The organism is Myxococcus eversor (genome assembly GCF_010894455.1).
Taxonomy (GTDB): domain Bacteria; phylum Myxococcota; class Myxococcia; order Myxococcales; family Myxococcaceae; genus Myxococcus; species Myxococcus eversor.
The window spans coordinates 628675-650171 of sequence record NZ_JAAIXY010000002.1 but is presented as its reverse complement, the minus strand read 5'-3'; the positions used below and the strand labels follow the sequence as shown (position 1 = coordinate 650171).

The 21497-nt window shown below is 69.9% G+C and carries 24 protein-coding genes; 8 read left to right on the top strand and 16 right to left on the bottom strand.

From position 1 onward, the window contains the following. Positions 1 to 43: 43 nt before the first annotated feature. Entirely contained in the window at positions 44 to 463 is a 420-nt protein-coding gene (locus tag G4D83_RS06085) for a nuclear transport factor 2 family protein (RefSeq protein WP_163863684.1), read from the bottom strand. 191 nt (positions 464 to 654) lie between these two features. Here G4D83_RS06085 and G4D83_RS06080 point away from each other — a divergent pair, with 191 nt between their 5' ends. Then, positions 655 to 1740: an aldo/keto reductase gene (locus tag G4D83_RS06080; RefSeq protein WP_163863683.1), complete on the top strand. Its 1086-nt coding sequence runs from the start codon at positions 655 to 657 to the stop codon at positions 1738 to 1740. Positions 1741 to 2089: 349 nt separating this feature from the next. After that, complete coding sequence (locus tag G4D83_RS06075) at positions 2090 to 3805, top strand: AgmX/PglI C-terminal domain-containing protein (protein WP_163863682.1); 1716 nt, start codon at positions 2090 to 2092, stop codon at positions 3803 to 3805. Between the two features lie 26 nt (positions 3806 to 3831). Here the strand turns inward: G4D83_RS06075 and G4D83_RS06070 are convergent, their stop codons facing one another. Beyond that, positions 3832 to 5256 (bottom strand): MATE family efflux transporter, encoded by a 1425-nt coding sequence (locus tag G4D83_RS06070; RefSeq protein WP_163863681.1) that lies wholly within the window; start codon positions 5254 to 5256, stop codon positions 3832 to 3834. A 209-nt stretch (positions 5257 to 5465) separates the two neighbouring features. Here G4D83_RS06070 and G4D83_RS06065 point away from each other — a divergent pair, with 209 nt between their 5' ends. Continuing rightward, positions 5466 to 5798 (top strand): hypothetical protein, encoded by a 333-nt coding sequence (locus tag G4D83_RS06065; RefSeq protein WP_163863679.1) that lies wholly within the window; start codon positions 5466 to 5468, stop codon positions 5796 to 5798. Here the strand turns inward: G4D83_RS06065 and pdxA are convergent. The 5 genes from pdxA to G4D83_RS06040 form a co-directional block, all read right to left on the bottom strand. Beyond that, a complete protein-coding gene (pdxA, locus tag G4D83_RS06060) occupies positions 5722 to 6744 on the bottom strand; it encodes a 4-hydroxythreonine-4-phosphate dehydrogenase PdxA (RefSeq protein WP_163863677.1) in 1023 nt (340 codons plus the stop codon). The two genes, G4D83_RS06065 and pdxA, sit on opposite strands and share 77 nt — an antisense overlap. A 33-nt stretch (positions 6745 to 6777) precedes the next feature. Then, positions 6778 to 7746: a peptidylprolyl isomerase gene (locus tag G4D83_RS06055; protein WP_176437312.1), complete on the bottom strand. Its 969-nt coding sequence runs from the start codon at positions 7744 to 7746 to the stop codon at positions 6778 to 6780. Between the two features lie 66 nt (positions 7747 to 7812). Beyond that, positions 7813 to 8802: a peptidylprolyl isomerase gene (locus G4D83_RS06050; protein WP_163863673.1), complete on the bottom strand. Its 990-nt coding sequence runs from the start codon at positions 8800 to 8802 to the stop codon at positions 7813 to 7815. A gap of 74 nt (positions 8803 to 8876) precedes the next feature. Then, positions 8877 to 9893 (bottom strand): peptidylprolyl isomerase, encoded by a 1017-nt coding sequence (locus tag G4D83_RS06045; RefSeq protein WP_163863671.1) that lies wholly within the window; start codon positions 9891 to 9893, stop codon positions 8877 to 8879. 70 nt (positions 9894 to 9963) lie between these two features. Next, a complete protein-coding gene (locus G4D83_RS06040) occupies positions 9964 to 10983 on the bottom strand; it encodes an alpha/beta fold hydrolase (protein ID WP_163863852.1) in 1020 nt (339 codons plus the stop codon). Between the two features lie 146 nt (positions 10984 to 11129). Here G4D83_RS06040 and G4D83_RS06035 point away from each other — a divergent pair, with 146 nt between their 5' ends. The 3 genes from G4D83_RS06035 (at position 11130) to G4D83_RS06025 (ending at position 12315) form a co-directional block, all read left to right on the top strand. Beyond that, the gene (locus G4D83_RS06035; protein ID WP_163863669.1) at positions 11130 to 11441 is read left to right on the top strand and encodes a CBS domain-containing protein; all 312 of its coding nucleotides are present in this window, start codon (positions 11130 to 11132) and stop codon (positions 11439 to 11441) included. 84 nt (positions 11442 to 11525) lie between these two features. Further along, positions 11526 to 11777 carry a GIY-YIG nuclease family protein gene (locus G4D83_RS06030; RefSeq protein WP_163863667.1) on the top strand — a complete coding sequence of 84 codons (252 nt, stop codon included), beginning with the start codon at positions 11526 to 11528 and terminating at the stop codon, positions 11775 to 11777. A 166-nt stretch (positions 11778 to 11943) separates the two neighbouring features. Beyond that, on the top strand, positions 11944 to 12315 hold the full coding sequence (locus G4D83_RS06025) for a hypothetical protein (protein ID WP_176438174.1): 372 nt from the start codon (positions 11944 to 11946) through the stop codon (positions 12313 to 12315). Positions 12316 to 12336: 21 nt separating this feature from the next. Here G4D83_RS06025 and G4D83_RS06020 read toward each other — a convergent pair whose 3' ends face one another. Further along, a complete protein-coding gene (locus G4D83_RS06020; RefSeq protein ID WP_163863665.1) occupies positions 12337 to 12654 on the bottom strand; it encodes a hypothetical protein in 318 nt (105 codons plus the stop codon). Between the two features lie 88 nt (positions 12655 to 12742). Here G4D83_RS06020 and G4D83_RS06015 point away from each other — a divergent pair, with 88 nt between their 5' ends. Both G4D83_RS06015 and G4D83_RS06010 read left to right on the top strand, forming a co-directional pair. Then, positions 12743 to 13015, top strand: a complete 273-nt coding sequence (locus G4D83_RS06015; protein ID WP_163863663.1) for a hypothetical protein — start codon at positions 12743 to 12745, stop codon at positions 13013 to 13015. Between the two features lie 43 nt (positions 13016 to 13058). Further along, positions 13059 to 13505 carry a hypothetical protein gene (locus G4D83_RS06010; RefSeq protein WP_240356182.1) on the top strand — a complete coding sequence of 149 codons (447 nt, stop codon included), beginning with the start codon at positions 13059 to 13061 and terminating at the stop codon, positions 13503 to 13505. A gap of 11 nt (positions 13506 to 13516) precedes the next feature. Here G4D83_RS06010 and G4D83_RS06005 read toward each other — a convergent pair whose 3' ends face one another. The 8 genes from G4D83_RS06005 to G4D83_RS05970 form a co-directional block, all read right to left on the bottom strand. Next, a complete protein-coding gene (locus G4D83_RS06005) occupies positions 13517 to 14209 on the bottom strand; it encodes a radical SAM protein (protein ID WP_163863661.1) in 693 nt (230 codons plus the stop codon). 176 nt (positions 14210 to 14385) lie between these two features. After that, positions 14386 to 15318, bottom strand: coding sequence for an oxygenase MpaB family protein (locus G4D83_RS06000; protein ID WP_163863659.1), 933 nt, complete (start codon positions 15316 to 15318; stop codon positions 14386 to 14388). A gap of 81 nt (positions 15319 to 15399) precedes the next feature. Then, positions 15400 to 16239, bottom strand: coding sequence for an NAD(+) diphosphatase (nudC, locus tag G4D83_RS05995; RefSeq protein ID WP_163863657.1), 840 nt, complete (start codon positions 16237 to 16239; stop codon positions 15400 to 15402). A gap of 98 nt (positions 16240 to 16337) precedes the next feature. Then, a complete protein-coding gene (gene gloA / locus G4D83_RS05990; protein WP_163863655.1) occupies positions 16338 to 16724 on the bottom strand; it encodes a lactoylglutathione lyase in 387 nt (128 codons plus the stop codon). Positions 16725 to 16780: 56 nt separating this feature from the next. Beyond that, entirely contained in the window at positions 16781 to 19105 is a 2325-nt protein-coding gene (locus G4D83_RS05985) for a hypothetical protein (protein ID WP_163863654.1), read from the bottom strand. Between the two features lie 40 nt (positions 19106 to 19145). Then, positions 19146 to 19556: a hypothetical protein gene (locus tag G4D83_RS05980; protein ID WP_163863652.1), complete on the bottom strand. Its 411-nt coding sequence runs from the start codon at positions 19554 to 19556 to the stop codon at positions 19146 to 19148. A gap of 115 nt (positions 19557 to 19671) precedes the next feature. Continuing rightward, a complete protein-coding gene (locus G4D83_RS05975; protein ID WP_240356181.1) occupies positions 19672 to 20898 on the bottom strand; it encodes an NAD(P)H-dependent flavin oxidoreductase in 1227 nt (408 codons plus the stop codon). 146 nt (positions 20899 to 21044) lie between these two features. After that, complete coding sequence (locus tag G4D83_RS05970; protein ID WP_163863650.1) at positions 21045 to 21494, bottom strand: GNAT family N-acetyltransferase; 450 nt, start codon at positions 21492 to 21494, stop codon at positions 21045 to 21047. Positions 21495 to 21497: the final 3 nt, after the last annotated feature.

The window sequence follows — 21497 nt, the reverse complement described above, 5'->3', positions numbered from 1 at the left end:
GCCGGAGGACGGGGGCGGTGTGGGTTGGGGGGCTGGCTCGGGCTCAGTCGGGAGTGGAGGGAGGCGGTGCGGGTGCGGGGAGGCTGTGCGCGAGGACGACCCACCAGCGACCGTCGCGACGCTGGCACACGTCGGTGAAGTGGCCCACGTCCGTGACTTCGGTGCCGTCGGGGAGCCGCACGCGGGCCCGTTGGGTGCCGGTGAGGACTCCGGTGTCGCCGAAGACGTGGGCTCTCACCGTCTCTGATTCGACGGAGAGGAGGGTGCCAGGGATGGCGGCGATGTTGGCGAGGAAGGCCGTCAGGTCCGTCTCCACGTCGCCCACGCCGCGGAAGACGAGGTCCTTGGCCATCAACCCCTGGAGCGCCTGGGTGTCGCGGGCCTGGATGGCGCGGACGATGGACTCCTCGAGGGCGAGGAGGGCACGGACGTCCTCTGACGCGTCGGTGTGTGAGGTCGTCATGGTTCGCGTTTGAGCATGTTCCAGCGGGTGAAGCCAGACAGTGGCGTCCGCTGGTCGTCAGATGCGGCCGGCTGCTGTGGCGCGGGTGTCTCTCGTCGCGTTAGGCCAGCGCTCCCTCTCGTCCGCGCCTGCTCGTCGAGTCTCCATCTCCGGGCCGTGAGGCGTGTCCTCGTCGTCTTTGGGAGTCCTCCATGTCGTTGAACCACTACGTCACGCTGGGTCGTTCCGGTCTGCGGGTCAGTCCGTTTTGTCTGGGCGCGATGACCTTCGGCACCGACCTGGGTTGGGGCAGCAGCGTCGAGACGTCCAACGCCATCATGGACCGCTTCCTGGAGCGGGGCGGCAACTTCATCGACACGGCCAATGCGTACACGCGAGGGCACTCGGAGAAAATCATCGGCGACCACCTGGGCCGATATCCGAGCAAGCGCGACAGGGTGGTGATTGCGACCAAGTTCATCAGCAACCTCTTCCCCGGGGACCCGAATGGTGGAGGCGCGGGGCGCAAGTCGATGATGGCGCAGTGCGAGGAGTCGCTGCGTCGGCTCCAGACGGGCTACATCGATTTGTATTGGATGCACTGCTGGGACGAGAACACGCCCATCGAGGAGACGATGCGCGGGTTCGAGGACCTGGTCCGCTCCGGGAAGGTCCGTTACATCGGTATCTCGGATACGCCGGCCTGGAAGGTGGCGCAGGCGCAGATGATCGCGCTGTTCCGGGGCTGGGCACCGCTGGTGGCGTTGCAGGTGGAGTACTCGCTCGTGGAGCGGACGGTGGAGGGGGAGCTGGTGCCGATGGCTCGGGAGCTGGGGCTGGGGGTGACGCCGTGGTCGCCGCTGAAGAGCGGGGTGCTCAGTGGCAAGTACACGCGGGAGAACGCGGGGAAGCTGAAGGCGGACCGGGGCGCGTGGGCGGAGAATTCGCTGAACGAGAAGACATATGCGCTCCTCGACGTGCTTCAGCGCGTGGCGAAGGAGCAGGACACCACGGTGGCTCGCGTGGCGCTGGCGTGGGTGCAGGGACGGCCGGGCGTGACGTCCACCATCCTGGGGGCGCGCACGTTGGAGCAGCTCGACAACAACCTGGGCGCGCTGGACGTGGTGCTGAAGCCGGAGCAACTGAAGGCGCTGGATGAGGCGTCCAAGCCGAAGCTCGACTTCCCGGCGGAGTTCATCAAGGGCGCGCCCGTGTTCATGCACGGTGGCGTCTCCGTGAATGGTGTCTCCCCGCCCGTGTGGCCCCTGGCTCCGAAGGCGGACGAGGAGCGGTGGTAGTTGCTGTGCACTCACGTGTCGTGAGCGTCGTGGGGTGTACGTGCGCGTTCGGGGTGAGCGCGTGCGTGCACCTTGCACTCGCGTGGAGTGGGGATGCGGGTGGCCACGCGTCGTGCGGTGTCGGTGCGCAGGAGTGGCGTGGCTCCGTGTTTCAGGCGTGAGCGGTGAGGCATCGGACAGCGAACGCGTGCCACGGCGATGAAACGTCGTGCGCGAGACAGTCACGCTGGCGTGAGCGGGCCCCGTCCCTACGTTGCGAGCCCTGGCGCGGGAATGGCTGCGCGGTTGAAGGGGAGGGTGTGTGGGCGAGCTTCTGTCAGGAGGAGACGAAACACGGCGTACGCGGGGCATGAATCATCCCGAGGCGAATGGCTTCGAGCACGAGGAGTCGGATGAGTCGCTGAGTGTGATGGAGGCGCTGGATGGCGACCTCGACGCATACCTGGACCGGGAGCTCGCCCTGGAGCCGGAGGTCGATGGCGATGCGGCCTCCGCGTCGACGCGCGAAGCCGCGGAGGACATGCGCGCGTTGCTCGACCTGGCGGAAGAGGAGACGCGCTGGATTGCGGAGTCTCCTCGGCCCGCGTTCTCCGACGCGGAGTCCGACGAGACGGTGTCCGAGTCCGCGCCCGTGGTGATTCCGGAGTGGATGCGCGCGAACCCGGAGGTGCCCGTCGCCGAGGCCGTGCGCCTGCCGTGGGAGCACTCCAAGGTGGTGCCTCCGGAGGTGGCCCGTCGTGTCGCGGCCTCGCGTGCGATGTCCCAGAAGAACACCGTGAACGAGGTTCAGGGCCCGCTCAATCTCCAGCAGCAGCCCTGGGGCATTCCCATGGTTCCGCCCGCGCAGCAGTGGGGCGGGCCGATGGCGCCGGGTCAGCAGCAGGCTTGGGGCGGCCCGGTGGCTGCTTCGACGGTGCCGAATCGTCGTCGGGATGTGGTGTCTGGCGTTCTGCTGGGCGTCGCGGCGGTGGGCGCGCTGGCGGCGGGCATGCTCGTGGTCGCGAGCGTGCGCTTCTGGGAGCAAGGCGCGAGCGCTCCCTCGGTGCTCGGTGGTGTGAGTGCCTCGGGGAGCCCCGTGCAGGGTTCCACCGGACACGTCGGCGCCTCGGGCCAGCTCAGCGGCGTCAGCGCCTCAGCGCAGCTCAACGGTGCGAACAACACGGGAGCGCAGATGGGTACGAACACGTCGGGCCAGACCGGAAGCACGGTGTCTTCGGGTGCCATCGGCTACTGGGCCATTCCAGGTGTCCCCACGGGCGTGGCCGACACCCACGCGATGAACCCCACCGCGCCCCAGTACACGGGGCCCTTCGTCACGACCTCGCCCGGAAATATCAGCGACGTCGCGAACGGGCTGCATGCGCAAGGCGCGTCGACGGACCCGACGCGGGCGCTCACCTCCTTCTCGAGCCCGAGCGGCGCGGACCTGATGGCCCGTCGCGACACCCTGGCCGTGAAGTCCGGCGAGCGGCGCACGCGCACCGAGAGCGCGCCGACCCGCGCTCCCGCGAGCCCCACTCCGCCCCAGAGCGTCGCTGCGGCCTCCGCGGGCGCGGTGATGGAGATGACTTTCGAGGAGCCGGACTCCACCGAGCAGGCCACGTCCGTCCCGGTGGACACCACGGACGACCCGGACGGCGCGAACAGCACCGAGTCCGAGCTGGATGAGGAGTTCGCGCGCGAGCTGGGCTTCACGGACGAAGCGGACGAGGAGCGTGCCGCGTCCGCTCCCACCGCCACGCGGACCGTCTACGTCCCGCCCGCGCTCAACGCCAAGGAGCACCTCACGTCGGAGGACGTGAAGCAGGTCGTCGTGTCCAACCAGCCCGCCATCGCCGCGTGTCTGCGCCAGCACGCCGCTGACACGTCCACGGAGAAGAGCGGGCGCTTCGTGGTGCGCTGGTCCGTGCAGCCGAGCGGCGAGACGACGGGCGTCGCCATGGACACGGAAGCGCTGCGCGCCACGCCGCTCGCCGGTTGCATCGAGGGCGTGGTGCGCGGCTGGAAGTTCCCCGTGCACACGGTCCGCATGCAGGAGCCCATCCGCTTCCCGTTCGTCTTCTAGTCCGTGGCCCGAAGGGGCGAGGCCGCTCAGGCCTCGCCCGTCTCGTGTCCGAAGACCTCGCCCGGGTTGGGCGTGGTGGGGCCCTCGGGCGGCTTCTTGACCAGGGGGCGCCGCCACCGGCCGGAGAAGTAGTAGGCCATGCTCACCACCAGCGACACGCCGAAGCTCAGCGCCATCGCAATCCACACGCCCGTCACGCTGCCCATGCGGCGCGACAGCCAGTACGCCACCGGCACCCGCACCACCCAGAGGCTCAACAGGGAGAACGCCGTCGTCATCAACGTGCGTCCCGCGCCGTTGATGATGCCGTTGCTCACGAAGATGAGCGCGAACAGGACGTACGTTCCTCCCACGATGTGCAGGTACGTGACGCCCGGCCCGATGACCGCCGGGTCCGAGACGAAGATGCGCAGCAGCGCCTCCGGGAATGTCACCGCCACCGCCGAGATGACCAGGGTGATGCCGCCGCTGAACAGGCAGCCCCACTTGAAGATCTCCTGCACGCGGTCGTAGCGGCCCGCGCCCAGGTTCTGTCCCGCCAGCGTGGAGATGGCCATGCCGAACGTCATCGCCGGCATGAACGCAATCTGGTCGATGCGCGACGCCGCGCCGAACGCCGCCGTGGCCACCTCGCCGAAGCCGTTCACGAGCCCCGTCACGAACACCATGCCGATGGACACGAGCGACTGCTGCACCGCGGCCGGCACGCCGATGCGCAGCGTCTTCAAGGTGATGGGCCCCAGGTGGGCCAGCCGAGGCCTGCGCGGCGCCACGGGCACGTCCTTCACGCGCAGGTAGATGAGCAGCGTGATGAGCGCCAGGAGCTGCGAGATGACCGTGGCCCACGCCGTGCCGTTCAAGCCCAGCTTGGGCAATCCCAGCCACCCGAACATCAACACCGGGTCCAGCGCGGTGGTGAGCAGGACGGAGCCCGCCTGGAAATACAGCGGCGTCTTCGAGTCACCCACGCCCTGCAACAGGCTGCGCGTGAGGAACAGCCCGAAGCCCAGCGGCATCGACAAGAGGAAGATGCGCAGGTAGCTGACGGACTCCGCGTGGATCTCCTTTGGCGTGTCCATCAACGTGAGGATGCTCGGCGCCAGCCACTCGCCCAGCAGCGTGAGCACCACGCCCAGCGAGTAGATGAGCACCGTGGAGCTGTCGACCACCTTGCGCAGCTCGTCCATCTTCCGGGCGCCGTAGTTCTGCGACACCAGGATGCTCGTCGCCATGGTGAGGCCCATGCCGATGGAGAACAGGACGAAGACGACGGGGAAGCTCACCGTCACCACCGCCAGCGCCTCGGTGCCCAGGAACCGCCCCACCCAGATGGCGTTGATGAAGCTGTACGCCGTCTGCAGGAAGCTCCCCATCAACATCGGGATGGAGAAGGCCACCAGGTGACGGGGGATGCTGCCCGTCGTCAAATCCCTGCCGAAAGGCGCTTTCATGTCCCGCGCCTCGTGTTCCGGATTCCCATCTGAAAAGTCCCTCGGTACCAGCCCTCACCCGCGCATGGGCCATGGAAGGAACTCGCCAGGAACCTGATGCTCCAGGTGATTCCAGGAGGGTGACGTCGTCTTTCCGGGTGTGGGCGCCCCTCGGCACCCGCGCGGGAGCTTACGGCGCTCACGGCCCATCCGCCTTATGTTTCCAGGCGATGCGCAAGCCCCCTCCCATCGAGGCCGCTCCAGGTTCCCAGCCGACCGAGCTGCACGTGTGCCACAACTGCACGGTGCGTCTGGACCCTCGCCTTGGGGGCGTGGACCTGCCGCGCCGCATCCGGGAAGCCGTGGCGGCGCGCGGCCTGGGCCCCAGCACCCGCGTGTTCTCCTCGGGCTGTCTGGGCGAGTGCCCGCTCGACAAAGTCACCGTGCTGGTGATTCCCCCGAGCGGCACGGGCTCGGAGGTGAAGCTCATCGACGCGGAGAAGGACGGCGAGGACCTGGCCGAGCACCTCGCGCGGGCGGCCGAGCGAGCTGAGCGGCCTTGAGCAGCGCCTCCGCCATGGGCACGCAGCTCGCCTGCCCCTTGCCTGCAATCGCATAGGCGGTGCCGTGGTCCGGCGACGTGCGTGGCACCGGCAGCCCCAGCGTCACGTTGACGGTGCGCTCGAAGTCGAGCGCCTTCGCGGGGATGAGTCCCTGGTCGTGGTACATGGCCAGCACCGCGTCGTACTGCTTGCCCACTTCATCGGGCCTGGCGAAGAGGCCATCCGCCGCGATGGGCCCATGCGCATCCACCCGCGCCGCGCGCGCCTTGCGGATGGCGGGGCCAATCACCTCCACCTCCTCGCGTCCCAACAATCCCCCTTCGCCAGCGTGCGGATTCAGTCCCAGCACGGCGATGCGAGGCCTGCGTCCCACCACGGGCGTCAGGCTGCGTGAGAGGAGCTTGAGCTGCGCGGTGAGCCCGTCCACCGTGAGCAGCTTCGACAGCGCGGAGAGGGGGACGTGGTTGGTGGCCAGGGCGATGCGCACGCGCGGCCCGTCCATCATCATCATCACCTCCACACCGAAGGCCTCCGCCAGCACCTCCGTGTGGCCCATGAAGGGGATGCCCGCGCGCGAAATCTGCTCCTTCGACACCGGCGCCGTGCACAGCGCGTCCACGTGTCCCGCGCGCATGGCCTCAATCGCCGCCGTCACGTAGGCGTACTGCGCCCGGCCTCCCTCGCGCGAGGGCTTGCCCGGGACGCGGTCCTTGGCGGCGAGGTGCGTCACCTCCACCACGGTGGGGGACTCGACGCGGGAGAGCGTGGAGGGCACCACGCGCGCATGGCGACGGAAGAAGGGGAAGCGCTCCAGCGTGGGCCCGTCTCCGAAGACGACGGGGACCAGCGCGCGACGCACGGCGGGGAGCGCCAGGGCCGCGGCCGTCACCTCCGGACCGATTCCCGACACATCACCCAGGGAGATACCGACGAGGGGGAGGCTCACGGTGGCGAGCATCCCCCGCGTGGGGACGACAGGCTACATCTTCACGTCGATGCTGGCCTTCTGCTTCAACTCCGCGACGTACTGCTCCAGGAACTTGTCCGTCTTCTCCTGGAGGATCTTGTTCTCCAGCTTCGGACGCATCTCCTCGTAGGACGTCGCGGCGACGGAGCGGCGCTCCTCCACCTTCAGGATGTGCCAGCCGAAGTTGGTGCGCACCGGCTCGCTCACCTCGCCCTCCTTGAGGTTGAAGGCGACCTTCTCGAAGGCCTGCACCATGACGCCACGCTTGAACCAGCCGAGGTCGCCACCGTCCGCGGCGCTGGGGCCCTCGCTGCGGGCGCGCGCCAGGGCGGAGAAGTCCATGCCCTCGCGACGGGCCTCGGTGGCGATGCCCTCCGCCTTCTTGCGCGCGGCGGCCACCTGCTCCTCGGTGGCCTTCGGGTCGACGGCGACGAGGATGTGGCGCGCGTGGACCTCCGAGTCCTCGCCCTCCACGCGGGCGTACTGGTTGTACGCGGCCTTGAGGTCCTCCTCGGTGACCTTCACCTTGGGGCCCACCTTCATGCGCAGGAGCCGGTCCCGGAGGATGCGCTTGCGCAGCATGTCCCGGTACGTGGTCATCGTCAGGCCCTCGGCGGTGAGCACCTGCTCGAACTGCGCCGGGTCCGTGATGTTGTTCTGCTTGCGCACGTCGTTGACCAGCTCGTCCACCTCGCCCTCGGTCGCGGAGATGCCCATCTCCGTGATTTCGGCCTCCATCAGCTTCTCGCCGATGAGGGTGTCGAGCGCCGTCTTCATGAGCTGCGCGCGCTGCTCGGAGCGCTTGCTCGGGTCTGGATCATTGAGGCGCGACAGCTCCGGCGCCGCGCGCTGCTGAACCTCCGACAGCGCGATGACGTCGCGGTTCACCACCGCCGCCACCTTGTCCACCAGCTCCGCGCGCGCCGACGTGGCGCCCCCCAGGAGCGCCGCCGCAGCGACGAATGCCACCAGCTTCTTCATTCCGTGCATCCTTCCGCACCACACCGGGCCCGTCCAACTGTCCGCCAGGCCCTCGATTCCGTCATGTCACTTCGCTGCCTGCGGGAGCGCCGCGGGCTGTCCGCGGATGGCCTGCAGCGTGGCCTCGTTCACCTGGACCTGCGCCTTCTCCCGCAGTTCCTTCTCGAAGGCGTCCTGCGCCTCCGTGCGCTTCTGCTCCATCAACTTCGCTTCCACCCACTGACGCGCCTCGGCGAAGTCCCGCTTCCGCGCGGGCTTGCGCTCCAGCACCTTGAACAGGTGGTAGCCGTACTCGGTGGACACCACGTCCGAAACCTGCCCGACCCCGAGCTTGAATACCACCTCGTCGAAGGCCGGCGGCATCTGTCCTCGGGGGAAGAACCCCAGGTCGCCTCCCACCTTGGCGTCCGCGCTCAGCGAGTACCTGCGCGCCAGGTCCGAGAACTTCTTGCCCGACTTGAGCTGCGTCTGGAGCCGGCGGGCCTCGTCCAGGCCCTTCACCACGATTTGAGCGGCGTGCACCTGCTCGCTCTCGTTCAGCTCGCCCTCGTGCGCCGCGTAGTACGCGCGCAGCTCCTCCTCCGTCACCCCCACGCGCGAGTAGACGTGGCCGGCGAAGAGCTTCTCGATGGTGAGCCGGCTGGCCTCGCGCGCGCGCAGCTCCGACATGGAGAGCTGGCCCTGGGCGAGCACCTCGTTGAAGTTGCCGGCCGGATAGTCGCCCGACAGCCGCAGCACGCCCCGGTCCACCTCTTCCGGGGTGACGGTGACGTTGTTCTTCCGCGCCGCCTGGAGCAGCAGCATCCGGTGGATGTACGTGTCCAACAGCGTGCGCTTGAAGGGTTCAATCTCCTCCGGCGTGCGCTGGGAGGCCTCCGTGGAGGCCAGCTCCCGGCCCAGCTCCTGCTCGAAGTCCACGCGAGAGAGGACCTCGCCATTCACGGTGGCCACCACCGTGTCGTCGGGCGCCGATTTGACGGGCGTGTTGCACCCCTGACTCAGCGCCAGGGCGAGCACCAGGGACAGCAAGGGAGCGCGGGTGGGAGAAAGACGCATGCGCGGAGTCCTGGGGGAAGGGTGGGGGCGACTCCCAAAGGTGGGGATGGCCCCCCAAGCTGGCAAGCGGGCCCTCATGGCGCGGGCACCGTTCCCGGCAGCGGGCTCGACGGCTTGCGCATGGGGGCCTGGACGTCCACCGGCACACCGGCCAGCGCGTCCGTGTCGACCGACAACGAGAGCTGCTTCTCCACGCGCGCCAGGTACTCGCCCCACGCGCGGGTGCGCTTCTCGCCCTCCAACCGCACGCGCAGCTCCTCGCGCACGTCGTCCAGCGAGAGGTTCAGCGCCGGCTGGCGTGCGCGCAGCTTGAGCACGTGTACACCCTTGCTCGTCGTCACCGGGTTGCTCAGCTCGCCCTCGGTCTTCAGCGCGCGGGCCGCCTGGGCGACCTCCGGCCCGTACTCGCGGGCCAGGACCTCGTCGGAGAGGAAGCGCATGTCGCCATCCAGCGGCGCCGTGCGCGGCTCCTGGCTGCGCTCACGCGCGAGCCTCCCAAAGCCTTCGAAGTCGTCCATCGGCAGGGTCTTCGCCTGGGCCAGCAGCGTGTTCGCCGCCATGTCCACCGTGTGCTTGGCGGTGGCATCGATAGAGGGCTGGGGATAGGCGAGGAAGACATGGGACAGGCGCACGGCCTCCGGGCGCACGAAGTCGTCCTTGCGCGCCGCGTACGCCTCCGCCAGCTCCGCGTCGGTGACAGTCACCGACGCCTCTTCCAGCCGTGAGCGCATCAACCGGCCCACCAGCGCGCGCCGCGTGGCCTCCACCACCTCGGGGTCGTCCTGGAGTCCCTGGGCGAGCGCGTCGCGCACCAGCAAATCAAACCGGGCCAGCGACTCCACGTACTCGCGGCGGGCGCGGGGCTCCACGTAGCGCTCGCGCAAGGCGGGGCTCATCTCCAGGAAGCGCTCGGTCAACTCCTCCGCCGTCACGGCATCGCCGCTCCAGCGCGCCACCGCCCGTCCACCCGCCCGTCGCGTGTGGCGCAGGTCCATCACCGCCTGCCCGGCGGCGGGCAGCTCCGCAGGGGCCTTCCCGCACGCGGCGGGCGCCAGCAGGGCGAGGGTGAGGAGGCGGGGGGACAGACTCATGGGGAGGGGCTTCCGGGTAGCACGCCAAGGGGGCCCGGACAACCCGGAGTCCCGTCCCCTGTGTGCCGTCTCACGCCCGGGTGGCGTGCGCGGACAGGAACGCCTCCACCAGGGGGAAGATTTCGTCCGGTGCCCGGCGGCCCAGCACCAGGTCGGCGTGCCCGTAGTCCGCTCCGAAGCCGTGCCCTCGCCCGGCCACGAGGAACTTCACCGGGCCTCCCAGGGCCTCCTTCGCCCGCGCCACCGACATGGGCGGCGCCAGCAAATCCTTGCTGCCCGCCAGCAGCAGGACGGGAATCTTCACCCCCGCCAGGGACTCGCGGTAGTCGAAGCCCCCGTCATAGGTGGTGAAGCGGTTGGTGGAAATCCAGCGGGCGAACTGGCGTGCCACTCCTCCGGCGATATTGGCCGGAACGTTGGCCAGCGCGCGCCGCACCACTTCCGGCTCCATGTTCTCCGCCAGCATCATGTACCGGCTCAGCGGGCCCGGCGGCGCGCCCAACAGCGCGATGCTGGTGACTCGGCCGGTGGGGATGACCTTCAGCCGCAGCAGCGGCTCCACGCGCTGGATGAAGGTGCGCAACCCCGGTTGCACGGCGAAGGTGAACGGGCTGCCCAGAATCGCCGCGGCCCGCACCGGCGCTTGCGGATTGCGGGCCAGGTGCGCGTAGAGCATCAACCCGCCCTTGGAATGCCCCACCCAGAGCACTTCCTTGGCCCCCGTGGACACCACGGTGCGCAGCGCGGTGCGCACGTCGTGCTCCGCCTGGTCGTCGAAGTTGAAGTCCGAGCAGTCGCCCGCGAGCCCCCGCCCGCGCAGCTCCATCACCCAGGTCTCGAAGCCCGCGCGCGCCAGGTAGCGCGCCATGCTGTACTGCTCGTCGAAGTCCAGGTGGAAGCGGTTGGCGCCCAGCCCGTGGCAGAGGATGACGGGCTCCGCGTACCGCCGCTCTCCTCGGGCGTGATAGCGCCCCAGGGCAATGGCCGCGCCGTCGTCCGTGGGCACCCGGTACAGCTCGTCCGGGCGGAACGTCAGCGTCAGCAACCCCTCTTTTCCCCGGCTCATCGTCCGCGAGAAGAGGTCCGCCATCCGCCCCAGCCGCGCCACCTGTCTCCGTGTCACCCCCCCACTCTAAGCCGGTCCGCCGCCCGTTGCCGTGTCCAATGCTGAGCGGTCATCCCTGCCGGCAGGGCCGTTGCAAGGAGATGTAGGCATATCGGTCTGGAGGAAACTGGATGCGGCAAAACAGGGCAATCAAGGAAACGTTGTCGTCCTTCATCGCCACCGTTTTTCCCACAGACACCCTCCTGCGTGCCCTGAGAGAGATGGAGCGGCACCAGGTGCAGCTGCTGGGCGTGGTGGGCGAGGGGGGCGGGTTGATGGGGCTGGTGAGCGAGGCGCACATCCTGGCGGCGTGGGGAGATCCGCTGGCGCCCGTGTCGGAGGTCATGGCGCGGGTGGGGCTGCCGGGCGGAAGGAGGCGGGTCTCGCTTCGCCTGCCCCGCTTCTGCCTGAGGCGTGGAGGGCGGATGCGTCTGGCGACGTGAGGCGTCGGCCAGGGTGCGCGGGGGCGGGTACGCGGTACAGTCGCGCCCCCCGTGCCGGACGACCCTCCCCGCTGGACTGTCTACATGCTGCGTTGCCGTGACGGCTCGCTCTACACGGGCGCCACCAATGATTTGGAGCGTCGGGTGGCCACCCACGGGCGAGGGCGCGGCGCGGCGTATACCCGAGCGCGGCTGCCCGTCACGCTCGTCTGGAGTGAGCCCGCCGAGGACCGCGGCGCCGCCCTGCGACGGGAGGCCGCCATCAAGCGCCTCACCCGGGGCGACAAGCTGCTGCTCGTGTCCGCGAAAAAGCCCCCGCGACGCCGCGCGCGCTGAGCCGGTTCCCACGTCATACCGGGGTGCGGGGATGACCGTTGGTGGGAGACCCTTCGCGCCACCATGTGTCGTCATCCGGGAATCCGGGTCTTTGTTCTCGGGTCGCTCGATACCCGAGCGAGGGCTCGCGCGTTACCGTGGGACCACTCTTCACAGGGGGCAGTCCATGCTTCGGTCGCTTTCAGGAGTCTTCGCCGCGTTGATCATCACGACCTTGGGCTGTGGCCGGGTGGTCAACCATCCGCCGGATGTGCGGGCAGGCCCCATTCCGAGTCCGAAGACGGTGGGCCCCGGTGGCGTGGTGCAGCTCGTGTTCGAGGTGCAGGACCCCGACGGGGACGACATGGAGTTCTACTGGACGCAGATGCCGGCGGAGCCCGCGGGCCACTTCAGCGACATCCACTCGCGCACTCCGACGTGGACGGCGCCGGAGGACGTGGAGGGGCCCATCCACTTCCTCTTGCAGGTCAACGTCATGGACACCGAGGGCGGCGGCGTGTTGGGCACCGCGCCCTCCGTACTGGTCCGCACGCCGTAGAGTCGGGACAGCGCCCGTGGCTCAGGGCGCCGTCTCGGCCGGAGCGGCCGGGGGCGGAGTCCGGGTCTCCTGCTCGCGGGCCTTCCGGTTGGAGCGGATGGTGAAGAGGATGCCCAGCACCAGGAAGACCGTGGCGCCCACGCCCGCGCCAATGGTCTGCCAGGTGAGCAGTTCCGAGCTGACGTGACGAATCACCTGGGGCAGGTTGCACATCGTCTGGGTCGCCAGGGGCGTCTCGTTGTACCAGCCGATGAAGTGCGGACCGGCCCAGGACGCGATGAGGATGCCCAGCAGGGCTCCCCCTAGGACGAAGTTGAGCAGCGTCTTGGCGGCGTTCATGCGCAATCACCTCGGCAGGAGGACGGCGAGCCGTCCTTAGTATGTGCACGACGCCCTGGCCAGGGGTGGAACGTGTTAAGGGGAGGGAGTGCCGCTGCTCCCGCTCGCCATCCTGTCCAGTCTCGTCGCCCTGGTGTGCGCCGCCTTCCTCCTCGTCCATGCCTTCCGTCGCAGCGTGGGCACGGGAGTGATGGTGTTGCTCATCCCCTGCTACGCGCTCTTCTACGCGTTCAGCCAGTTCGAGCACCGCCACAAGGGGCTCATCGTCGCGGGCTTCGTGTCCTGCACGGTGCTCGCGGCGGTGTTCCTGGGCCTGGGCGCCCACTCGCTGACGGCGCGCGTTCCTCCGCCGGGCTTCTGAGGGCCCGCTTCGCCGTGCGCTCGCCCGACGCCAGGGTGCCCCGGTGACGGTGGAGAGCACGGCCGCCCTGTGCGCGCGCCACGCGGACGCCTCCGCGGTGGCCACCTGCGCGCGCTGCGGAAGCTTCCTGTGCGGCGAGTGCCTGGAGCTCCTGGGCGAGTCCGCCTTCTGCGCGCCGTGTGTGTCGTTGCGGCGGAGCGAGGGGCCCGCGTCGCGCGCGGCCTGGGGTGCGCTGTGGCTCGGGGTGATGGGGCTGGTGGTCCTGCCGTGCACCCTGGCGATGCCGCTGCCTCCGCTGGTGGCGGGCGTGGGCGGCGTGGTGCTGGGGATGCGGGAGGCGGGGCGCATCCGCCGGGGGGAGAGCCCCGCGAAGGGACGGGTTCCCGCGCGGGTGGCGTACGTGCTGGGCTGGCTGACCCTGGGGGTCCTGTCCGCGTGGCTGCTGTTCTGGGGCTGGCTGTACTTCGCCGCGTCCGGCGACCGAGGCTGAGGCGGCGGGCTTCAGACGCCGCGCGCGTTCGGCTCCCAGAGGTACTTGTGCATCTGGAGCTGGAAGCGGACGGGGAGCCGGTCCTCGATGGTCCACTCGGCCAGCTCGCGCGGGTGGAGCTTGTCGAACACGGTGGAGAACAAGAGCGCGAAGGGCTTCTGGGCCAGCCGGTGCTCGGTGATGAGGGCCTTGGACCAGTCGTAGTCCTCGCGTGAGCCGATGACGAACTTCAGCTCGTCGTTGGCGTTCATCGACGCGAAGTTGCGCAGGTCATTGCGCGAGGCCTCGCCCGAGGACGGCGTCTTCATGTCGACGATTTTGTGCACGGCGGCGGGCACCAGCCGCACGTCGATGGCGCCGCTGGTCTCCAGCAGCACGGTGTAGCCCTCGTCGAGCAGCGACTGCATCAGCGGGTAGACGCCGGGCTGGAGCAGGGGCTCGCCGCCGGTGATTTCCACGCGCGGGGTGCGCAGCGCCTTGATTTCCTCGAGGACGTCCGCGTTCTTCCGGCGCGCGCCGCCGTGGAAGGAGAACTCGCTGTCGCAATAGGTGCAGCGCAGGTGGCAGCCGGTGAGGCGGATGAAGGCGCACAGCAGGCCGGCGTGCGAGGACTCGCCCTGGAGAGAGAGGTAGATCTCCTTCACCACCACGGAGTCGGCGGTGGGGACGAGGCGGGGCTCGATGTGGGGGCGCGCGGCGGGCATGGCTTCTTCGTGAGGCGAAGGGAGCGGCGCTTCAACCCCAGTCAGCCCGGGAGGTCAAGCCGCCACCCCAATCCGGAGCCAACGTTTCGGGGGCGGCCGGGGATTCCCGGGTCCGCGCACCCGCCCCGGCGTGCGGCGAAGTGCGTGGAATCTGGGGGACTTGCGGCCGTCCGGGCTCAGGAACCGCCTGCCCCCTGGGCGCTGGCGGGCGCCACGTCCTCGGCTGGAGCCGGGCGGTGGTGGTGCACGGGGCACGTCTTGGGGAAGGTGCCGAGCTCTTCGACGACGTAGCCCTTCGGGTAGGTGCGCAGGTTGACGCTCTCGCGGCCGAACTTGGGGACCTCGCGTGGGGGCAGGGCGTAGCGCACGAACTTCCCGCGCAATTGGAGCGCGGAGCGGAACACCTTCCGGGTGAGCGCGGAGGGGCGCGGGTAGTGGAACGCGTCCAGCAACGCGTCCTCCATGAGGGTGCGCGCGAACAGCTTCACGAGCTTCTTGGGCGCCAGGTGGGACGGCGGGAAGGTGGTGAGCAGCTCGAGCGTGGAGTCGGCCACGGCCTGACCGCGCGCATCGAAGGCGAAGTGCTTCGCTTCATAGCCGTCCAGGTACGCGACGAAGTCCGCGTGCGTCTTGGGGATGTCCTGGATGCCCATGTGGCGGCCCATCTCACGGTAGTAGTGGGTCCACGCCTCCACTTCGTTGGAGGTGAAGGGCCGCCAGCCGAACTCGCCCACCCAGCGGATGGGGCACACCGCGAAGGTGGAGAGCACGTAGCGCATGTCATCGTTGGAGATGGCATAGGCGCCGTGCATCTGGTTCATCCGGCGGAAGGCGCTGTGTCCAACGGGGCTGGCGATGCCGTGCTCGAGGATGGCGTCGAGGACGAGCACGGTGTCGTCGTAGCGCTTCTGGGTGCGCTCGTTGAACTCCCGCGTCTCGTGCAGGAGCACGCCGATGCTCGGCACCGCGTAGGTGCGGAACAGCGCGAAGCTGAGCGCCTGGGTGATGTCCCAGGGGAACTCCTGGGTGGTGAGGATGCGAACGATGTCCTCGTACTGAGTCACGGCATCGAGGCTGTCGGTACGGTCGCGCAGCGCGAAGCGATTCATCCGGGTCCCTCCTGCGGAGAAGGCGGGAGGGACGCTAACTGATGGCGCGAAGGCCTGCTTATTGGCACCCCTGGGCCGCTGTCAGCCTTTGTGCGCCGGGCCCTTCACGCGCTCGATGAAGGCGTCGATGAGGTGCCGGGCGATGCTCAGGCGCGGCGGGACGCGGGGCAACTGGTCGGGGTGGAACCAGTGCGCCTCGGCGATCTCCTTGCCGTCCACCTGGATGTCGCCGCCCGCGTACTCGGCGGTGAAGCCCACCATGAGCGAGCGCCCGAAGGGCCACGGCTGCGAGCCGAAGTAGCGGATGTTCTTCACCTCGATGTTGACCTCTTCCTTCACCTCGCGCGCGACGCACTCCTCCAGCGACTCGCCCGCATCCACGAAGCCCGCGAGCGTGCTGAACATGGGCTCCGGCAGGGTGGAGTTGCGCGCGAGCAGCATGGTGTCGCCCTTCGTGACGAGCACAATCATCGCGGGGGAGATGCGCGGGTAGAACGGCGTGTTGTCCACCGTGCAACGACGGGCGCGCTCTCCGGCGACCAGTTGGGTGGGCTGGCCACAGCGTCCGCAGAAGCGGTGCTGGATGTCCCACTCGGCGATGGCGAGCGCGCGGCCGGCGACGGCGAAGCGCACCTCGTCCAGCCGCTTGTAGAGCGAGCGCGCGGGCACCAGCGTCATGCCCTCCGGCGCCGCGAAGTCCCGAGGCAGCGGGGCGGCGTAGCAGTCCACGCCATCCAGCGCGCCCAGGTAGTGGGCCGCCTCGGCGAGCTGGGGGAACGCGGAGCCGGTGGGCAGGTTGATTGCGCCCTCCTGCTCGGTGATGAGCAGCTCCATGCCGCGCGAGAGGAAGAGCAGGGCGCCGTCGCGCGGTCGGCCGGGGGGCTCGTGGCTGGGGAGGAACGAAGAAGGGCTGGGGCTCACCCGGCCACCTTAATGGCCCGCGACGGGCCACGCAGGCTTCGTTGTGATGAGCGCCGGGGAGGGGCGGCGCGCACCCGTGGCGCTCTCCGGCGTGGGGGCTAGCTGCCCTTTTCGATGAGCTCCACGCGGTAGCCGTCCGGGTCCTCGACGAAGGCGATGACGGTGGTGCCGTGCTTCATCGGCCCCGGCTCGCGGACCACCTTGCCACCGGCCTGCCGAATCGCATCGCACGTCGCGCGGATGTCCGGCACGCCGAGCGCCACGTGGCCGTAGGCCGTGCCCAGCTCGTACTTCTCCACGCCCCAGTTGTGCGTCAGCTCCAGCGCGGGGTGGGTGTCCTCGGGGCCGAAGCCGACGAAGGCCAGGGTGAACTTGCCGTCGGGGTAGTCGTGGCGGCGCAGCAGCTTCATTCCGATGACCCGCGTGTAGAAGTCGAGCGACTTCTCCAGGTCTCCAACGCGCAACATGGTGTGCAGGATTCGCATGCGCGCTTCATAACCCCGGGAGCGCCTCGCGTCTCGGCGCGTTGTCGGCTCCCGGACTACGGGTTCACGGAGGACTCATTCGCCCGGACGTTCCGTGGAACGGTGAACGTCCCCACGTACACGCGGCCTTCGGACACGGGCTGTCCGCTCGGCTCCAGCACGTTGACGCGGGACTGGTCGCCTCCCGCGTGCCACAGGCCCACCAGCACCTTCCACTCGCCGGGCCTCCAGCCTCGGGTGGAGAGGGAGAAGGCGTCGCGCAGCAGCGTGTCCCGGGGTGCGTCCGCGAAGAACCACGTGCCGCCCACCACCGCGTGGTCCGAGCCCATGCGCTGGCCCTCCGCCGACACCACGTGCACGAAGACGCCCACCGAGCGGGGCACTGGCGCGGACGTGCGCCAGTGGAGCACCAGGGGGAGGATTCCCTCCGCGTCCGGCTCCGCGGGAACCTCCGCGCCCACCAGCTCCACCGGGACTTCGAAGCGCGTGTCCACGGCTTTGGCCTGGGGAGGCAGCGCCGGCACCGTCAGCGGCGAGCCATCCGCATTGCGCGGCTCCGCCTTCGCCACGGGCTCGTGCCACGCCATGCCGAGCACGAGCCACGTGACGATGGGCACGGAGAACACGCTCATCGCGACGGGCCATCGGAGCGCGTGCCCACGGCGCCCGCGCCACCCGAGGAACGCGAGCCCCGCCCACGCGAGCCCGGACACCAGCGAGCCGCCGATTCCCGAGCGAGGCAGGAAGCTCAGCACCACCTGGTGGCGACCTTCCGGCACGCGCACGCCGAGCAGGCCATCCCGCGAGACGACCTCGCCCTGGGACGACTTCCAGCCCGGGTGCCAGTTCTGGTTGACGAGCAGCACGGTGGGCCGCGTCGCCTCCACGTCCACGGACACGCGGTTGGGCGTCCACTCCACGCGCTTCGCGGTGCCCGCGCTTGGCTCCTCCAGGTACTCCTCGGCGCTCAAGTCTCCACGAAGGCTGGCGGACATGGGCACGGGCCACGCCTCGCCACAGGCGATGGAGCCCCGGTTGAGCGCGAGCAGGTGTCCCTGGGACCAGCGATTGCCGCGCGCCTGGGCGAAGGGCTGCTCTCGCTCGGCGGGCATCGCCGTCATCTGCGCCCAGCGCGACAGGTTGTCGAAGGCGCGAAGCTGCAAGCCCCAGCTCGCGAAGGCCACGGCGCACGCGGCCACCGCGGCCCAGGTCCACTTCGAGGGCGAGCGCCACGTGCGCGTGAGCAACACGGCGAGCCCCAGCGCGGCCAGCTCCGCGAGGAAGAAGCTGGTGGGGACAAGGAAGCGCTCGGGGTAGCGGAACGTCTCGAAGATGGGGAGCGTGCGCAGCCCCGCGAACAGCGAAGGCTTCGCCGAGTAGCCCGCCGCCATCCACGCGCACAGGCCCGCCATGATTGCTGGGTAGAGCGCGCGGCGTCGGGCGAAGGCGAGGGCGGGCAGCGCGAGGGCGAGGGCCACGGGCGCGAAGTAGAAGTTGCCCGGGTCGCTGTAGCCGGAGCGCGCGGGGAGCTGGAGCAGCATCTTCGCCAGCGGCTCCAGGGCGTTGCCCGGCGTGCCCGCCATGACGCGCGGTGAGGAGCGCATCGTCTCGATGAGCGGCCACAGCCGGAAGGCGCACGCGGCCAGGGTGAAGCAGGCGGTGGCGCCCAGGGCCCACAGCGCCCTGTTCCGTCTGGCCATGTCGCGCGGGCCGCGCAGTCCATACAGCGCGCGGCCGGTCTCCAGCGCGACGAAGAGGGCGCCCATGGGCACGGGGTAGGTGCCGCCGAAGCTCAAGAGCAGCGCGAAGACGCCGCCCACGAGCGCCACGCCGGACAGCTTCCCTTCGATGACGCGCCGGGTGCCGACGAGCAGCCACGGCAGCAGGAGGAAGCCCGCGAAGTTGAGCCAGCCGATGGCCCAGGACAGCGCGGTGAAGCCCATCAGCCCGAAGAGGGGAGCCGCACCCAGCGCGCCCAGCGCGGAGCCCGTGCGTCGTCGGGCGTAGTGGAAGAAGCCCTCCATGCCGAGCACGAGGAAGACCCACAGCAACAGCGGCTCCGCGCGGCGTGGGCCGACGAGCGAGGACAGCACCACGGTGGGAGAGAAGACCCGCGTCTGCGGACTGCCCAGCGCGTACTGGCCACCGCAGGACCAGGGGTTCCACAGCGGGAGCTGTCCGTAGTGCGTCACGCTGCGCGTGCCCGCGTCCTCGTACGAGTCGAGCAGGTGCGAGTCGCGGAAGTCGTTCATCCCTCCAGCGAGCGACAGGGAGTGCCAGCACGCGGCGAGCGCGAGGACGCCGAAGAGGGCCAGGCGCACGCTGGTGAGCGAGGCGGCGCGGTGGGCGGCGCGGAGCAGTCCGTGGGAGGAGGTCGTCATACGGGAGGGCGCGCGCGGGGAGGCGGGAGGGTGCCGGGCATCAGTCGTAGAACGGACGGGGCTTGCACGGGCTGGCGGAGGCCTTGCGCGGCGGGAGGATGGGGGCCGAAGAGCGCAGCTCGGAGTCGATGGCGTCGAACACGTCCGTCACCGGCACGTCGCGCCTGCGCGCCTCGCTCATCACCCAGCCACGCTCCGATGCGCCGAAGTCGTCGTCCTGGGACCAGTGGTCTCCGGGGAATGAGTGCATGGAACGCCGACGCCAGTGGGGCTCCGCCTCGGCGGCGGCCCGGCCCAGCAGGACGCGCTCGTCGGCGGACAGGCGCCGCGAGGGCGTCCTCACCTCCGAAGTCACCGCCCGCGCCACCGCCACTCCGCCACACAGCGCGAGGGCCACCCAGCCCGAAACCGCCACGCGCTTCCAGCGCGCCTGTGTCGTCGTCATCGTCATGGCACCCACCTGTCCTGCCGTGGGTTCCTACTCCAACTTCCCCGAGCGCTTCACCCGATTCAGCCGGAAGGGCGGCGGGCGGAGCACCAGGGCGCCGTCCGCCGGGCACCTCGACTCAGGAGCGGTCGTTCTCGTCGGCGTCGGCTTCCAACTCGTACGGGTTCGCCAGCAGCCGATGCGCGCCCTCCATCATCTCCACCACGATTTGTCCGGCGGGCTGCACGCTCTCGATGCGCGCCATGCTGGAGCCGCTGGCGGGCAGCACCATCTCCTCCAGGTCGCCCTGCGTGTCGGGCGTGGGCACGAAGGCGCTGAAGCGCGGCATCGTGTAGAGCGCATCGCCGCCCGTCAGCCCCGGGTACAGCCGCGTGGTTCCAATGGAGTCGGTGGAGTTCGTCGGCGCGCGTGCCTCACGGCCCGCCCACTCACGCACCACGCGGTTGCGCAGCACGCGCTGACGCGGACCGGACCACTCGGGGCCGAAGAGGGTGGTGAAGTCGGAGTCGCGCGCGTCGCCGTCCACCAGGCGCTGCTTGTAGCCCGGGTGCGCGTACGCCTCCACGGAGGCCACCATGCGCGTTCCCACCCAGACGCCGTCGGCGCCGTGGAACAGCGCCCGCGCCGCGCTCAACCCGTCCGCGATGCCACCGGCGGCGAGCAGCGGCAATTCCCCCACCAGCGCGCGCAGCTCCCGCACGAGCTGCAGCGTGGGCGTGGTGCCCTTGTTGTAGCCCGCCGCCTGGCGGCCCTGCGCGATGAGCCCGTTGATGCCCAGCGCCAGCGCCTCCTTCGCGAACTCCACCGAGCTGGCCTGCACCCAGACCTTCGTCCCCGCGGCCCTCAGGTCCTTCACCCACTCCGCGGGCGGCAGGGCCCAGTGGAAGGCGACCACCGGAACACGCTCGGCGATGCACGTGTCGATGTGCTCGCGCGTGGTGAAGTCCCCCGCCCGCGCGCGGTCGAGGATGAAGTCCACGCCGAACGGGCGCTGCGTGCCGGCGCGGATGGCCTGGATGCGCGAGCGCAGGAAGGGCGCGGGCTCCGGCGCGGAGCCGAGCATGCCGATGCCTCCCGCTTCCGACACGGCGATGACCAGCGGCGGCAGCGCCACGAAGGCCATGCCCGCGCTGACGAAGGGGTAGTGCACGCCCAGGTCCCGCGTCAGCCGCGTGTGCAGCGTGTTGTCCTCGAGGACGTGGATGGGAGGACGTCGAGGCGCGCGGCTTTCGTCCGACTCGGAAGGAGAGCCCTCGTCATCCAGCTCGCTGTCCCCAGGACCCCCCGAGGGGCCGGCCCGGTGGGAAGGGGGCGCGGCGCGTCCGTCGTTCGTTCCGTTCATCATGTCTCCTCGGTGTCGCTGGCCCGCTGACCTCTCGCAAAGGTTACCAGCATCCCCTGGCCGTTGAGGTCAGGGGACGAGGTGGCGGAGGGCCCCCCGGGTGCTCGAAGACATTCGCCGGTGTCGGGTGGTGAGCACCCGGGCCGCGTCTACGTCGCGAGTGACTTCTTCATGTGTCGGTGGGGTATCCCCACTTCCGTGAACGCTTCCGCATACACGGAATAGCCCAGGCGTTCGTAGAACGGCACGACCGGCTGCCGGGCGTGGAGGTGGACGTGGGTGATGCCCCGTCGCACCAGCTCCGCCTCCAACGTTTCGACCAGACGGGCACCCAGGCGCTGCCCCTGCAGGTGGGGCGTCACCGCCATCTGGAACAGACGTCCTCCGTGCGAGTCCTCGGGGTTGAAGAGGACGCAGCCGAGCACGCTGTCACCCCGGTGGGCGACCAGGTGGAGGCTCTGTGCCTCGAATGGAAACTTCACCGCGTCCCGCGTGTGGCCCAGGGGCTCACGCAGCACGCGGAAGCGCAGCTCCAGCTCCGCCTCGTAGAGCGCGTGTCCGGGCTGGATGAAGGTGAACTCGAGCTCGGGCTCGCTCATGCG

Bases quoted from the DNA above. Each gene is read 5' to 3' on its own strand.
- G4D83_RS06040 (WP_163863852.1), bottom strand. From the start codon at position 10,983: ATGGCGGACCTCTTCTCGCGGACGATGAGCCGGGGAAAAGAGGGGTTG.
- G4D83_RS06000 (WP_163863659.1), bottom strand. From the start codon at position 15,318: ATGAATCGCTTCGCGCTGCGCGACCGTACCGACAGCCTCGATGCCGTG.
- G4D83_RS06070 (WP_163863681.1), bottom strand. From the start codon at position 5,256: ATGAAAGCGCCTTTCGGCAGGGATTTGACGACGGGCAGCATCCCCCGT.
- G4D83_RS06035 (WP_163863669.1), top strand. From the start codon at position 11,130: ATGCGGCAAAACAGGGCAATCAAGGAAACGTTGTCGTCCTTCATCGCC.
- G4D83_RS05970 (WP_163863650.1), bottom strand. From the start codon at position 21,494: ATGAGCGAGCCCGAGCTCGAGTTCACCTTCATCCAGCCCGGACACGCG.
- G4D83_RS06080 (WP_163863683.1), top strand. From the start codon at position 655: ATGTCGTTGAACCACTACGTCACGCTGGGTCGTTCCGGTCTGCGGGTC.
- G4D83_RS06065 (WP_163863679.1), top strand. From the start codon at position 5,466: ATGCGCAAGCCCCCTCCCATCGAGGCCGCTCCAGGTTCCCAGCCGACC.
- G4D83_RS05985 (WP_163863654.1), bottom strand. From the start codon at position 19,105: ATGACGACCTCCTCCCACGGACTGCTCCGCGCCGCCCACCGCGCCGCC.
- G4D83_RS06020 (WP_163863665.1), bottom strand. From the start codon at position 12,654: ATGAACGCCGCCAAGACGCTGCTCAACTTCGTCCTAGGGGGAGCCCTG.
- G4D83_RS06025 (WP_176438174.1), top strand. From the start codon at position 11,944: ATGCTTCGGTCGCTTTCAGGAGTCTTCGCCGCGTTGATCATCACGACC.
- G4D83_RS05975 (WP_240356181.1), bottom strand. From the start codon at position 20,898: ATGATGAACGGAACGAACGACGGACGCGCCGCGCCCCCTTCCCACCGG.
- G4D83_RS06030 (WP_163863667.1), top strand. From the start codon at position 11,526: ATGCTGCGTTGCCGTGACGGCTCGCTCTACACGGGCGCCACCAATGAT.
- G4D83_RS06005 (WP_163863661.1), bottom strand. From the start codon at position 14,209: ATGCCCGCCGCGCGCCCCCACATCGAGCCCCGCCTCGTCCCCACCGCC.
- G4D83_RS06045 (WP_163863671.1), bottom strand. From the start codon at position 9,893: ATGAGTCTGTCCCCCCGCCTCCTCACCCTCGCCCTGCTGGCGCCCGCC.
- G4D83_RS06055 (WP_176437312.1), bottom strand. From the start codon at position 7,746: ATGAAGAAGCTGGTGGCATTCGTCGCTGCGGCGGCGCTCCTGGGGGGC.
- gloA (WP_163863655.1), bottom strand. From the start codon at position 16,724: ATGCGAATCCTGCACACCATGTTGCGCGTTGGAGACCTGGAGAAGTCG.
- G4D83_RS06050 (WP_163863673.1), bottom strand. From the start codon at position 8,802: ATGCGTCTTTCTCCCACCCGCGCTCCCTTGCTGTCCCTGGTGCTCGCC.
- G4D83_RS06075 (WP_163863682.1), top strand. From the start codon at position 2,090: ATGAATCATCCCGAGGCGAATGGCTTCGAGCACGAGGAGTCGGATGAG.
- G4D83_RS06085 (WP_163863684.1), bottom strand. From the start codon at position 463: ATGACGACCTCACACACCGACGCGTCAGAGGACGTCCGTGCCCTCCTC.
- G4D83_RS05980 (WP_163863652.1), bottom strand. From the start codon at position 19,556: ATGACGATGACGACGACACAGGCGCGCTGGAAGCGCGTGGCGGTTTCG.